A 12930-nucleotide genomic window follows, 5' to 3' on the forward strand; every position below is an offset into this window, starting at 1 on the left:
CAAAAGCCCGTTTGACGGTGACCCTATTACATGGATTTCACCCAATGGAAAGCCCTGAACACGCGTTGTTTTTCGATGCGGGGCTTTACCGCGCCCGAAAACGACGCAAGCAACGCAAAACGTGCCGCTGAATGCTCTTTCCCTTTGTGCCTAATCCCATATGTTCCCCGGCATACGCGCGAATACAAAGGCAGGCATTCATGACCACCGATCCTCTTGTCGTCTTCACACCGTCCGGCAAACGTGGGCATTTTCCCATTGGTACGCCGATTCTGACCGCGGCGCGCCAGTTGGGCGTCGATCTGGATTCGGTCTGCGGTGGGCGCGGCATTTGTTCCAAGTGCCAGATTACCCCCAGCTATGGTGAGTTCCCCAAACACGGTGTGACCGTATCTGAGGACGCACTGAGCGAGTGGAACGCGGTGGAACAACGCTATGATGACAAGCGCGGGCTGAAACCCGGTCGGCGTTTGGGCTGTCAGGCCTCGGTTCAGGGCGATGTCGTGATCGATGTCCCGCCAGAAAGCCAGGTGCACCGTCAGGTCGTCCGCAAAGCCGCCGCCGCGCGCGCCATTATCATGGATCCTGCCACGCGCCTCTATTTCGTTGTTGTGGAAGAGCCCGACATGCATTCCCCCACCGGCGATCTGGAACGGTTAGAGCGCGCGCTGCGCCAGCAATGGGACATCGAGGCGGTTACGGCCGACCTGTCGCTCATGTCCAAGCTTCAGCCCGTTCTGCGCAAAGGAAAATGGGAGGTTACGGTCGCCGTCCACAAAGGCCACAAGGACGAAGTGGCGCGCGTCGTCGAAATTTGGCCCGGCCTGCATGAACAGGGGCTCTGCGGTCTGGCCATCGACCTTGGCTCAACAACTATTGCCGCGCACCTGACCGATCTGGAAACGGGTGAGGTCAAGGCCTCGTCGGGCCTAATGAACCCGCAGATCCGCTTTGGCGAAGACCTGATGAGCCGCGTTTCTTACGCCATGATGAACCCCGGCGGCGATAAAGAAATGACCAAGGCCGTTCGCGAAGCGATCAATGACCTAACCACTTCGATTGCTGACGAAGCCGGGATCGACGCGGCGTTAATCGTCGAGACGGTGTTTGTCTGCAACCCGGTGATGCACCACCTGCTGCTGGGTCTGGACCCGGTCGAACTGGGGCAGGCACCATTTGCTCTGGCCACTTCCGAAAGCATGTCTCTGCCTGCGCGCGAGATGGATTTGACCAACATGAACCCGCGCGCACAGGTCTATATCCTGCCCTGTATCGCGGGCCATGTGGGTGCTGACTGTGCCGCGGTCGCCTTATCCGAAGAACCAGGTAAATCCGACGATCTTGTGTTGATCGTCGATGTGGGCACCAATGCTGAAATTCTGCTGGGCAATACTCACCGTGTACTGGCCTGTTCTTCACCAACAGGTCCCGCCTTTGAGGGTGCACAGATCAGCTCGGGCCAACGCGCCGCCCCGGGTGCGATTGAGCGGATTGAGATCAATCCAGTCACCAAAGAACCCCGTTTCCGCGTGATCGGGTCCGAGAAATGGTCGAATGACGAAGGCTTTGATCAGGACATTGCCACCACCGGCATCACTGGAATCTGTGGCTCGGGCATTATCGAGGCCGTGGCCGAGATGCGCATCGCGGGTCTGCTGGACGAAAGCGGGCTGATCGGCTCGGCCGCGCAGACGGGAACTTGGCGTTGTGTGCCCGAAGGTCGCACCAACTCCTATCTAATCCACGATGCCAGCGCCGAGGGTGGCCCACGCATCACCGTTACCCAAGGCGATATTCGTGCCATCCAGTTGGCCAAATCCGCGCTCTATGCCGGTGCGCGCCTTCTTATGGACGAGATGGAAGTTGACCGTGTGGATCGCGTGGTCTTGGCCGGTGCGTTTGGCGCGCATATTTCAACGAAGCACGCGATGGTGCTGGGCATGATCCCTGACGCACCTCTGGACAAAGTATCCAGCGCCGGTAATGCGGCGGGCACCGGGGCACGGATCGCGCTGTGCAACATCGGATCGCGGGCCGAGATTGAACGCGTTGTGCGCGAGATCACCAAGGTCGAAACCGCCATCGAACCGAAGTTTCAGGACCATTTTGTTGCCGCCAACGCGATCCCGCACAAAACCGATCCGTTCCCAGAGCTTGCGCAGGTCGTCACCCTGCCCGCCCCGTCCTTCAATACCGGCGGTGGGGATGAGGAAAAATCTGGTCGCCGCCGCCGCAGGAGGTCATAGTCGCCTCATCCAAAGGAGGCGGGTATGACATCAGAAAACGAGGAACAGGCGGAATTCTGGGGAAACTCGGAACAAGGCACCAAATGGCTGACTTATGAAGATCAGCTTGACCACGCCTTCGCGCCTGTTCTTGATCTCGTTCTGAACCGAGCCGCCTTGTCGGCAGGCATGAAGGTGCTGGATATCGGATGTGGCACGGGTGTCAGCGCAATCGCTGCCGCCCGCGCGGTAGGGCCGAACGGGTACGTTCTGGCCGCTGATATTTCACAGCCCTTTCTGGACCGCGCAGCCAAACGGGCTGAATACGACGGGCTACAGACACTTACGTTTCAGCACGCGGACGCGCAAACCTATGCGTTTGCACCCGATCAGATGGATGCAGCAATCTCTCGGTTCGGAGTGATGTTCTTCGGTGACTCGGTCGCGGCATTCCGAAACATCGCCTCAGCCTTGAAACCCGGTGGGCGAATGACCTTTGCCTCTTGGGGGCCGCTGGATGCCAACCCTTGGTTCAAGATACCCCATGTCGCCGCCGTGCGACGATTGGGCCAACCACCCCGCGTAGACCGCTATGCCCCCGGGCCGCTGGCGTTCCACGACATCGACCATGTTAGAGGCCTGATGACCCAAGCTGGGCTGTCTGACATAACCGGCGACGCGGTTACAGTTAATCTGACGGGTTTCGGCGGTGTTGAAGGAACAGCGCATCTGGTCACGCGTGTTGGCCCCGCGGGCCGTGTTGTCGCGCATTTCGAAGGGAATGAGGCGGATACAGACGCCGTTCAACAAGCTGTAGCGGAAGAGTTCCGGCAGTATCAGTCTGGCTCCAATGTCCTCATACCCGCGACGATCAACCTGTATCAGGCTCGACGCGCAGACTGATTGGAGCGGGTAGCGGGAATCGAACCCGCGCGTTCAGCTTGGGAAGCTGACAGGCTACCATTACATCATACCGGCCGTTGGGCAGTGATTAGCACTGCTTTTTACCGAGGTTCAAGGGTCAACAAACCCTGAAGAATCGAAAAGGCCGGATCAACGATCCGGCCCAATCCTTTGTTTTAATTACCTTAAGCGCGACGGCGGCGGCCACCGCCGCGACGGCCACGCGCGCCCTCGCCCTCGGCACCGGCCTCAGCAGGCGGTTTGTTGAACCGGATCCACTCACCGCCATGCGCGTCGTTATTGGTCAGCAGATTGGCGGCGCGGATGGCCTCCATCTCTTTGCCCGCGCGCGGCAAGGTCGATCCAAGGCCGAACATTTGAACGAAGGTTTCGTCATCCATGCCCTCGGGCAGGATGATACCAGCGGCGGCAACCTGCTCTTTCTTCTCGGCGATCCGCTTCTGCGTCACGGGCAGGGCCACCGGGTTCATGATCGCGGACGTCATGCCAGCGCCCATTGCCATCGGCAGGAATGCATTGTTAATGCCGTGACGGTTCGGCAGGCCGAACGAGATATTGGAAGCACCGCAAGTGGTGTTCACACCCAGTTCCTCGCGCAGGCGACGGACCAGAGCAAACACCTGCTGACCGGCAGTTGCCATCGCACCGATAGGCATCACCAGCGGATCAACCACGATGTCATGGGCCGGGATGCCGTGGTCAGCAGCGCGTTCCACGATGGTTTTAGCAACGGCAAAACGCACGTCGGGGTCTTCGGAAATCCCCGTGTCATCGTTCGAAATCGCCACGACCGGCACGTTGTATTTCTTGACCAGCGGCAGAACCAGCTCCAGACGCTCTTCTTCGCCTGTGACCGAGTTCAACAGCGGACGGCCCTCAGCCGCCTCAAGACCCGCCTCCAGCGCACCGGGTACAGATGAGTCGATACACAGCGGCACATCAACCAAGCCTTGCACCAGCTCGACGATCTTAGTCATCAGCGGCGGTTCGGTCTCGTTGGGGTTTGGGTTCGAGTTGTAGACAACGCCCGCATTGATATCCAGAACGGTCGCGCCTGCCGCTACCTGCGCCAGCGCGTCTTTTTCAACGGTCGAGAAATCGCCCGCCTCGAGTTCCGCAGCCAGTTTTTTACGGCCAGTCGGGTTGATCCGCTCACCGATGACGCAGAACGGTTCGTCAAAGCCAAGGACGGCGGTTTTTGTTTTTGATTCTACGACTGTACGGGTCATGTCCGTTCCTTAGGAGTTTACAGGCTTTGCCGAAGCGCCGCCGTTGTTGATCGCCCAGTTGGCGTTTGTCTTGATGCCGCCAAGTGGGAAGAAGTGCACTTTGGTGATGTTGAAATCAGGGTTCGCCGCTTTGTGGTTGGCCAGTTCGGTGATCACGTCAGTCGGTTCATAAGGCAGCAGCAGTTTCGATACATCCATGGCGCGTTTCTGCAGCACCTTCAGCGAGGGGCCAACACCGCAGGCGATGGCGAACTTGATCAGGGTCTGGAGCTTGGCCGGACCAGCGATGCCGATATGGATCGGCAGATCAATGCCCGCCTCCTTCAGGCTGTCGGCCCACGCGATGATCGGCTTGGCGTCGAAGGCAAACTGAGTGGCCAGCGCCATTTCGGCGTTGGTGGTTTCGCTGAACTTCTGCTTCCAGTGTAGCGCTTCATCAACATTTTTGGTCGAACCATCCGGATCGATGTCCTTGTTGCCTTCGGGGTGGCCCGCGACGTGCAGACGTTTGAAGCCTGCCCTGTCGAACAAGCCGGTTTCCAATAGCTGCATCGAACTATCAAAATCGCCATGTGGCTTGGCAACACCACCAGCCAGCAGCAGTGCCTGCTCGACCCCGGCCTCACCCTGATACATTGAGATCCAGTTTTCCAGAGTCGCAGCATCCTTGATGATCCGCGCCGGAAAATGCGGCATGACCGGATAACCTTCAGCGGCGATGCGCTTGGCGGTTTTGACCATGTCTTCGATCGGCGTGCCCTCAATATGGGCAATGTAGACGCGAGTGCCCTCGGGCAGCAGAGCGCGGAAATCTTCGACCTTTTCAGCTGTGCGCGGCATCACCTCAATCGAGTAGCCCTGCAAAAAGGCTTCGACGGTCGGGTTCACAGGGCCGTTTTCGACGGCATCACGTTTCTTGAAGTTCAGCAAAGCCATTGCGGCCTCCCATAAAGTTCTGGGGCTCATGCCCAACCGTCATTGGCGATCAAGGCCTTGATGCGATCCTGATCGTACTCTGTTTCCAAACGCTGGGCCTCAGCCTCGGCAATCTCGGACGGGTCGCCCTCGATTGCGAAAGGTTCGGCTTTGCGCCACTCGGCCAGATAGGCATCACTGTCTTTGGCATTGACCTTCATGGCAGCCCGGTCGATCGCTTGCTCGAACCGCTCTTCCAATTGTCGCTTCGCACCACGACGGCCTTTGCCGACGATGACCTGAGCGGGAATATCGCGCCAATATACGATTGTGACGTCGGGCATCGCCTGTGATTCCTTCTAACCAGATGGACCGGTTCTAAACTTCAATATGGGCTCAGGTCGGTCGATTTTCGACATAAGGCGTCTGCGCAGCGACCTTTTTGCCCACGGCTGCATATGGACGCTTTTAAAGACCTCGCAAGCAAAACCGAACATCAAAATCCTAATGACTTTAATGAGCATCTTGCGTGATCCAATTGCGCGACCTATGGTCGGGGTAACTCGAAAATCGGAGGGCGTTTAAGATGGCGCCCAAGCGTCCCAGAGGTGCGGGCGCGTTCCCGAAAGCGGTCGAAAGCCCCGCGCCGGCAAGACCCGATCCAGATGCGTTATTTGCGGCGCTGGATCTGGGGACAAATAGCTGCCGCATGTTGATCGCCCAGCCCAAGGGCAGTGGCTTCCATGTGGTCGACAGTTTCTCCAAGTCGGTGCAGTTGGGCGCCGGTCTTGAACGCACCGGGCGGTTGTCGCGGGCCTCGATGGCACGCACGGTTCAGGCCCTGCGGATCTGTCAGCAAAAGCTCAAACGCAATAAGGTCAAGCGCATGCGCCTGATCGCGACTGAGGCATGCCGTCGGGCCAAGAATTCGCGCGATTTCATCCGTCAGGTTAAACGTGAAACCGGCCTGACGCTTGAGATCATCCAGCCCGAGGAAGAAGCGCGTCTGGCCGTCATCTCCTGCGCCCCGCTTGTGTCGACCAAGACTGAGCAATTGTTAGTCGTTGATATCGGTGGGGGCTCGACCGAGCTGGTCTGGATCGACATTTCCTCTGTCCCCCGTCGGGATCGGCCTGCAGCGATTATGCGCCTGCATAATGGTTTCCACACTTCTGAAAGCCCATTCCCTGCTGCCAAAGTGGTCGATTGGATCAGTGTCCCGCTGGGCGTCGCTACGCTGCGGGATCAGTTCAACGATGTTGAGGACGATGCGGCGCGTTTTGCGCTAATGAGTTGGTTTTTCGAGGAAAACCTTGCCGATTTTGCCCCTTACAAAGACGAACAGACCCGCGAAGGGTTCCAGATCGTGGGCACCAGCGGCACGGTAACCACGGTGGCCGCCTCGCATCTGGGGCTCAAACGCTATGACCGGACCAAGGTGGACGGATTGCGCATGACCAGCGATCAGATTGACAAGGTGATACGAGGGTATCTAGAACTCGGCCCTCGTGGGCGCCGCCGTGATCCCCGGATCGGAGAAGATCGGCAGGCCCTGATCATGTCCGGCTCGGCCATTTTGCAGGCATTGCTGCGCTGCTGGCCCACCGATCGTCTGTCTGTGGCGGATCGGGGGCTGCGCGAAGGTCTGCTCTATGCTCAAATGAGCGCGGACGGTGTATTGGAAGACGGACCGTTCTGATGGCGAAAACACCAACCGGCAAAAGCAACTCGGGTCGCGGGCAGCGCGACCTGAAGGTGAAGGTCAAGACAGCACGGGGGCGTAAGCTTAGCTCGACCCGCTGGCTTGAGCGGCAGTTGAACGATCCATATGTCAAGCGCGCGCAAGTCGAAGGCTATCGCGGTCGTGCGGCGTTCAAGATCCTTGAATTGGACGACAAATTCCGCTTTCTGATCCCCGGCGCACGAGTGGTTGATCTGGGCTGCGCTCCCGGTGGCTGGCTGCAGGTTGCAGTGAAACGCGTTAATGCGCTGGGTGAAAAAAGCGGCAAGCGGATTGGTACGGTTCTGGGTGTTGACCTGCAAGAGGTTGAACCGGTCGCCGGGGCCACCGCGCATGTGCTTGATTTCATGGAAGACGACGCCGATCAAAAGGTCAAAGACTGGCTGGGTGGCAAGGCAGATGTGGTGATGTCAGACATGGCGGCGGCCTCTTCGGGCCACAAGCAGACCGACCACCTGCGGATCATGGCATTGTGTGAAACAGCAGCCTATTTCGCATTCGATGTGCTCGAAGAAGGCGGCACATTTGTCGCAAAAGTTCTGGCCGGGGGGGCCGAGGGTGACCTGCAGAAACTGCTCAAGCAGAAGTTCACAAAAGTTGCCAATGTGAAGCCACCGGCCTCTCGCTCCGATAGCTCTGAAAAGTTTGTCGTCGCAACTGGTTTCAGGGGCTAGGTACCCTCAGTCCAGATCAATCTTGCCTTGCGATACATGTTGCTTTCGCAAAGATGCCGCAGCGATGCCTTGCAGCAGCAGCGCCTCACCATGGTTGATATCGACGGGCTTGCGCGCGCGTAGTTCTTCGATGCGTTGGTCCAGCGTCGATTTCCGGGCCGGCGTCAGCGGTTTTGCGAAGGTTGCAGAGCGATCTGACATGCGTCACCTGTTGGCAATCCGAGTACCTACCCCGGAGTTCTAGCCGCTGAATAAGCCCGGAAAATGGCGCAAATCTGCCGGATCGGTGCCGGTCAACGCCCAAGATCGCGTGCCAATAGCCGTAGATTCGGATCATCGGGAAGCACCAATAGGGCCTCGTCCAATGCCGCCAACGCAGCTTGAGGGCCACGGTTGATATGGGCCAATTGAACCAGCATCGGCCAAGCCTCGGCGCGCTGAGGGTCCAGCACCACAACCTCGCGGAACGCGCGTTCTGCGGCAGGCGCGTTTCTGAGTGTCAGCGCCCAACCTCCCAACACCATATGCGTTTCAGGAAAATCCAGGCGATTGGAAACGCTGCGCTGCCAGTCGGCCATACCTACCTGAGCATCTGCGCGTTGCTCGGCTGTCATGTCCTCAGGCCGGATGGAAAGAAACTCTTTGGCAGCCGAGATCCGCACATTTCGCAATGGGTCCGACAATAGCGGTTCAAGCCGTACAGCACGTAACTGAGGTGGAGCCCGCCGCTGCAGCGCCGGGCCATTCGCCCGAACCAGCGGATCGGGATCGGCCAAAAGCGGCGCCAGCTGCTCTGCCAATTCTGGCGTCGAAAAGGGTTGCAGCAGGTAGAGGGCAGTCGCACGTACGATGCCCGCCTGCCCTCGATCCAAAGCGATCGCAGTCAAAGCAGCCGGATCATCCAACTGACCGCTACCTGCTGCTGCGAATGCGGTTCCGTAGTGCTCGGACCTGTAGGTCGATTCAGGGAACCAGCCCGCGATCTGTTGTGCCGCCCAGGGCTGCCCTTCTTCCGAATGGCAATCTGTACAGGCATCCGTTCCTAACCCAAGGTCAGGGCGAGGGATGCGGAAACTATGATCGCGCCGCCCGTCGACCCCCATATAGACCCGCTCGATCATATGGCAGTTTTTGCATTGCGCACCTTCTGAAACCTCAGCGTGATGGTGATGCGCGGGCGTGTCATAGTCTGCTTTTCGAAGCGTCGGGAAATCCGAGTTACCAGCGGGCGAATGACACTGGGTACACAACCCATTGCCTTCGGCCTTTACCTCGGCCCGGTGCGGATCGTGGCAATTCATGCACCCAACGCCTGCCGCATACATGCGCGACTGTAGGAACGAGCCATACACATAGACTTCATCCAATATCTGGCCATCCGGGTGATAAAGGCCCGGCCGCAAAAGGGCCAGATTATAGGCATCGTGGTAGGGTTTTCCGGGGTGCGGATTGCCGTCCTCCAAGGCCTCACGCCGGGAATGACACCCGGCACATTGCTGAATTTCGGCTTCGGTCTGTCCCCTGCCCCAATCAATCGAAAATCCGAACTCGCCCAGACCGTCTTGCAATGCTTTGCCGGTTGTCCACTCAAGATGCGCAGACCCCGGTCCATGACACGCCTCGCACCCCACACCAATCTCAGCTTGGGTCGAGTCATAGCGCCTTGTCGGGGCATCGTAGTTCTTCACATAGCCTGTCGCATGGCACTCGGCACAACGTGCGTTCCAGTTCTTGTACGGCCCCGTCCAGTGCAACCCGTCATTCGGAGGCAAATCCTGATCCGGATAAAGATGGAACCAGCGCCCCTCTTCCACATCCCAGACCACATCGAAGCTTTGCAACCTGCCCGGTTCGGTTTCAAAGAGGTATTGCTGCAAAGGTGCAATTCCCACCACCGAGTGGACGGGATAGGCGGTGGTAACACCGTCCTTTTCGGTAACTTGCGCCGCAAACGTTCCGTCTTGATCCGTGAACGACACACTCATCCCGTCATAGGAAAATAGGGTATCGTCGAAATCAGCCAATACATGGCCGTCGCCCACTTCGGTCCACGCCAGCGCATGGTGCGAGTTTTCCCAAGCCTGGGTTTGTTCCTGATGGCAATCTGAACACGCATCGGACCCGACATAATCCTGCGCCTGCCCTTGCTGAGCTAAAGCCCACAATGTCGCAGTTAACAAAATAGCTCGGCGGCGCATCATGTGCCTTCCGCATTCTGAAGATCAATCAATGCGCCATTGTACTCGGCCCCTAGGATCAGCATAGCAGAGCACAAATACAGAAAGATCAACGCTGCCATGGCCCCGGCGAGGCCGGCATATGTCGCGCTATATGTGGCGAATTGTGCGATATAGATCGAGAATCCCCAACCTCCCGCAGCCCATAGCGCCAAGGTCAGGATCACGCCCGGCAGAATCTGTACAAGACGATGGCGCCGCGAGGGCAATATCAGATGCGCCAATAGAACGGTTCCCGCTGGCACGGCAACGGTAAAGGTCCACCGCAGGCGATCCACCGATAGCCAGTGATCAACATCCACAGCCGTTTTTTCGGAAACCAAACGGGTATAGACCGGCAAAACGACCTCAACCGCAGCAATTGCCAAGATGGCAGCCCCACCGATTATGACGAGCACAAAGCACAGCAATCTGGTTTTCCAAAACGGCCAATGGTCCTTGTCGTGATAAGCCTGAGTCATCGCCTTGCGCACAGCAGCCACTCCGTTCGAGGCGAAAAAGATTGCCAGCAAGCCGCCTATTGTGATCACCCCTGACCCAGCCCCTGCCAGTACGGCCCGGAGTTCTGCGACGATGGGGTCCGCCACGTCTTTGGGCCAAGCGCCGAAGATAAGCTCGATCAGCTCATCCGTGACATAACCCTGCGACAAAGCCCCAGCCAAAGCCACAGTGAATAAAACGAACGGAAACAGAGCCATCATCAAAGACATCGCGACATGGCTGCTCATGACAAACCCATTTTTGTCATTGAACCGGCGCACGGCAAGCCAGAGCGCCCGCAGGAGTTGGCCGGATGAGGGAATCGAAACACCTGACATTACCCAAGCCTAACCTGCCTTTTGGTCTGACAGAACCGTCAATCGGCCAAGCGTGCCGTTTTCCTGCCCATAACATTCTGTATGGATTGCATAAACCGATCAGCCTGTGCAGGATCAAACAAACGCGTCAAGGCGGAATACAGACCAAGGCCATCGCATGACCTCTGACTCAGAAAACACCCAATCGAGGGCGCGCCCGCAACTGAGTGTATTGCGCGACGTTGTGATCGTGGCCACGCTTGCTGTGCTTGGCCTTTATGCTGGGGCGAACTTTCTGATCCCACTCACCATGGCGTTGCTGGTCAATGTGTTGATCCTTGCCCTAAGCGATCGGGTCATTGCGGTGACCCGCGTCCCCATTTGGCTGGCGAATGTCGCAGGCGTCACGGTTGTCTTGGCCGGATTGTTCATGATCATGTACATCCTGGGCAGTCAGGCCACGCAATTTGCACGTTCTATCAATACCTATGAAAGCCAATTCGACGGGGCAGTTCACAGGATTACCGGGCTGATAGGCAACGACGTCACCAGCTTTATTCGCGATAACCTGGTCAATATCGATATGTCCTTTGTGGCCCGGATAATGCTGGGTAGCGCCACATCGCTGTTGAACCAGTTTCTACTGATCAGCCTATACGTCGCGTTTCTGATGGCCGAGCGGTTGGCCTTTCGCAAAAAAATCCAACTTGCCGCCGGAAACCCAGAATTGGGGGCTGATCTTGCCTCGGTTCTGGATGCGATTTCATACAGTCTGCAGCGGTATGTTGGTGTTAAAACCATGATCAGCCTGATCACAGCCCTCATCAGCTATACGATCTTCAAAGCGCTGGGGCTTGAGTATGCCGAAACATGGGCCGTACTGACATTCGCATTGAACTTTATCCCGTCGATCGGGTCGATCATTGCTGTGATCTTTCCTTCGATGATCGCTCTGGTTCAATTCGAAACCATCGGACCATTTCTGATCATCGTCTTGGGCTGCGGCACACTTCAATTCGTCATCGGCAATTTTCTTGATCCAGCCCTGCTGGGCCGGTCCCTGAACATGTCGACGTTTCTTGTTATATTGGCGCTGACCTTCTGGACTACGGTCTGGGGTCTGATCGGAGCGTTCCTTAGCGTGCCCTTGACCGTTTGCATCCTGATCATATTCAGCCACATCCCGGCGCTGCGCCCTGTGGCAATCCTGATGTCACTGGATGGAAGATTGGGTGAGGATGATCGGTCGACCGCAAAGCGTTCGGCCTGAACCCCGGTCAACTCTGACAGCTGGAAATCAGTGCGCGACGATCTTTTAGCCGCAACCGACCATAGCCACCTTCGATCAGGTCGAGACTAATGAGCCGGTGCAGGGCACGGTGAAGTGTTGGTGGCGAAACGGCTATCATCTCGGCCAGTTCTTCTTGTGAAACCGGTATCCAGCCTTCGTCATCTGATGCGACTTCATCCAGATGCAGTAACCGCAGCACCAACCGTTTCTCGGTTCCGGTGACCGCAAGATTAGCAACAATACGCAGGGTTTTCTGCATGTTCTCATGCGTCAACACATAGAAGTCGCGCACATAGTCGGGAACTTCCTGCACCATACGTTCCAGCCGCGAAGCCGGAAAAAACAGCGTCTCAGTCGGACGGGTCGCGACTACGCTGACCAAACGGTGCGCTGTTGCAAACAATGCCAGATCACCGATCCAGAAACCGCGTCCTTCCTGATGAACCACAAATTCCTGCCCGTCATCCGCTGGGACAGTGATCTTTACCCCACCATCCAAAACAGCATGAATCCCATTCGCAGGATCCCCTTGCAGATAAAGGGCTTCGTCGGTCCCGTAACAGCGGCGTACTGCGCAGCGCATCAGAGCCTCTTGAAAGGCAGGGGATCTGGCTTCCAGCCAGGTATTTTCACGCAGTGTTTTGAATTCAGTGTCAATTCTTGTCATCTATATATTTAAACTTCATCATATGATAAATTCAATCAGGCCTTCGTGGCCTACATTACTGCCATGTGATTCCTGTTTTCTGACTATTAAGACGGGAAATCCGCAGCTTACCAACTGTAGCTAATTCAATTCTGGTCGCAGACTCTACCTATTTCTCTAGGACAAAATGTCCAACAGTTCAGGAGTAAATCATGTTATCTACCACCCGGTTCTTGGAAAGCTGGCGTATT

Annotated in this window: 12 protein-coding genes and 1 tRNA gene; 5 read left to right on the top strand and 8 right to left on the bottom strand. The window is 57.2% G+C overall.

Annotated features, from left to right (window positions below):
• The first annotated feature begins 200 nt into the window (after window positions 1-200).
• A complete protein-coding gene (locus ACR0B3_RS03250) occupies window positions 201-2246 on the top strand; it encodes an ASKHA domain-containing protein (protein WP_480807819.1) in 2046 nt (681 codons plus the stop codon).
• A 24-nt stretch (window positions 2247-2270) separates the two neighbouring features.
• Window positions 2271-3128, top strand: coding sequence for a class I SAM-dependent methyltransferase (locus ACR0B3_RS03255; RefSeq protein WP_480807820.1), 858 nt, complete (start codon window positions 2271-2273; stop codon window positions 3126-3128).
• Between the two features lies 1 nt (window position 3129).
• Here the strand turns inward: ACR0B3_RS03255 and ACR0B3_RS03260 are convergent.
• The 4 genes from ACR0B3_RS03260 to ACR0B3_RS03275 all read right to left on the bottom strand — a co-directional run bounded on the left by ACR0B3_RS03260 (window position 3130) and on the right by ACR0B3_RS03275 (window position 5637).
• Window positions 3130-3203, bottom strand: a tRNA-Gly gene (locus ACR0B3_RS03260).
• Between the two features lie 110 nt (window positions 3204-3313).
• Window positions 3314-4378 carry a methyltetrahydrofolate cobalamin methyltransferase gene (locus tag ACR0B3_RS03265; protein ID WP_170718934.1) on the bottom strand — a complete coding sequence of 355 codons (1065 nt, stop codon included), beginning with the start codon at window positions 4376-4378 and terminating at the stop codon, window positions 3314-3316.
• Window positions 4379-4387: 9 nt separating this feature from the next.
• The gene (locus ACR0B3_RS03270; protein ID WP_480807821.1) at window positions 4388-5314 is read right to left on the bottom strand and encodes a methylenetetrahydrofolate reductase; all 927 of its coding nucleotides are present in this window, start codon (window positions 5312-5314) and stop codon (window positions 4388-4390) included.
• Between the two features lie 26 nt (window positions 5315-5340).
• A complete protein-coding gene (locus ACR0B3_RS03275) occupies window positions 5341-5637 on the bottom strand; it encodes a virulence factor (RefSeq protein ID WP_170683756.1) in 297 nt (98 codons plus the stop codon).
• 242 nt (window positions 5638-5879) lie between these two features.
• Here ACR0B3_RS03275 and ACR0B3_RS03280 point away from each other — a divergent pair, with 242 nt between their 5' ends.
• Window positions 5880-6992, top strand: a complete 1113-nt coding sequence (locus ACR0B3_RS03280) for a Ppx/GppA phosphatase family protein (protein WP_480807822.1) — start codon at window positions 5880-5882, stop codon at window positions 6990-6992.
• Window positions 6992-7708 carry an RlmE family RNA methyltransferase gene (locus tag ACR0B3_RS03285; protein WP_480807823.1) on the top strand — a complete coding sequence of 239 codons (717 nt, stop codon included), beginning with the start codon at window positions 6992-6994 and terminating at the stop codon, window positions 7706-7708. Before ACR0B3_RS03280 ends, ACR0B3_RS03285 begins: the two co-directional genes overlap by 1 nt.
• A gap of 6 nt (window positions 7709-7714) precedes the next feature.
• Here the strand turns inward: ACR0B3_RS03285 and ACR0B3_RS03290 are convergent, their stop codons facing one another.
• The 3 genes from ACR0B3_RS03290 to ACR0B3_RS03300 form a co-directional block, all read right to left on the bottom strand.
• Window positions 7715-7909: a hypothetical protein gene (locus ACR0B3_RS03290; RefSeq protein WP_480807824.1), complete on the bottom strand. Its 195-nt coding sequence runs from the start codon at window positions 7907-7909 to the stop codon at window positions 7715-7717.
• Window positions 7910-8001: 92 nt separating this feature from the next.
• Window positions 8002-9906 carry a multiheme c-type cytochrome gene (locus ACR0B3_RS03295; protein WP_480808017.1) on the bottom strand — a complete coding sequence of 635 codons (1905 nt, stop codon included), beginning with the start codon at window positions 9904-9906 and terminating at the stop codon, window positions 8002-8004.
• Window positions 9906-10763: a YihY/virulence factor BrkB family protein gene (locus ACR0B3_RS03300; RefSeq protein WP_170757592.1), complete on the bottom strand. Its 858-nt coding sequence runs from the start codon at window positions 10761-10763 to the stop codon at window positions 9906-9908. Before ACR0B3_RS03300 ends, ACR0B3_RS03295 begins: the two co-directional genes overlap by 1 nt.
• A gap of 157 nt (window positions 10764-10920) precedes the next feature.
• Between ACR0B3_RS03300 and ACR0B3_RS03305 the strand changes: the two genes are divergently transcribed.
• Entirely contained in the window at window positions 10921-12012 is a 1092-nt protein-coding gene (locus ACR0B3_RS03305) for an AI-2E family transporter (protein WP_480807825.1), read from the top strand.
• Between the two features lie 7 nt (window positions 12013-12019).
• On the opposite strand, the gene ACR0B3_RS03310 is transcribed toward ACR0B3_RS03305, so the two are convergent.
• A complete protein-coding gene (locus ACR0B3_RS03310) occupies window positions 12020-12700 on the bottom strand; it encodes a Crp/Fnr family transcriptional regulator (protein ID WP_480807826.1) in 681 nt (226 codons plus the stop codon).
• Window positions 12701-12930: the final 230 nt, after the last annotated feature.

It is taken from the genome of Ruegeria sp. CE9, assembly GCF_056537425.1.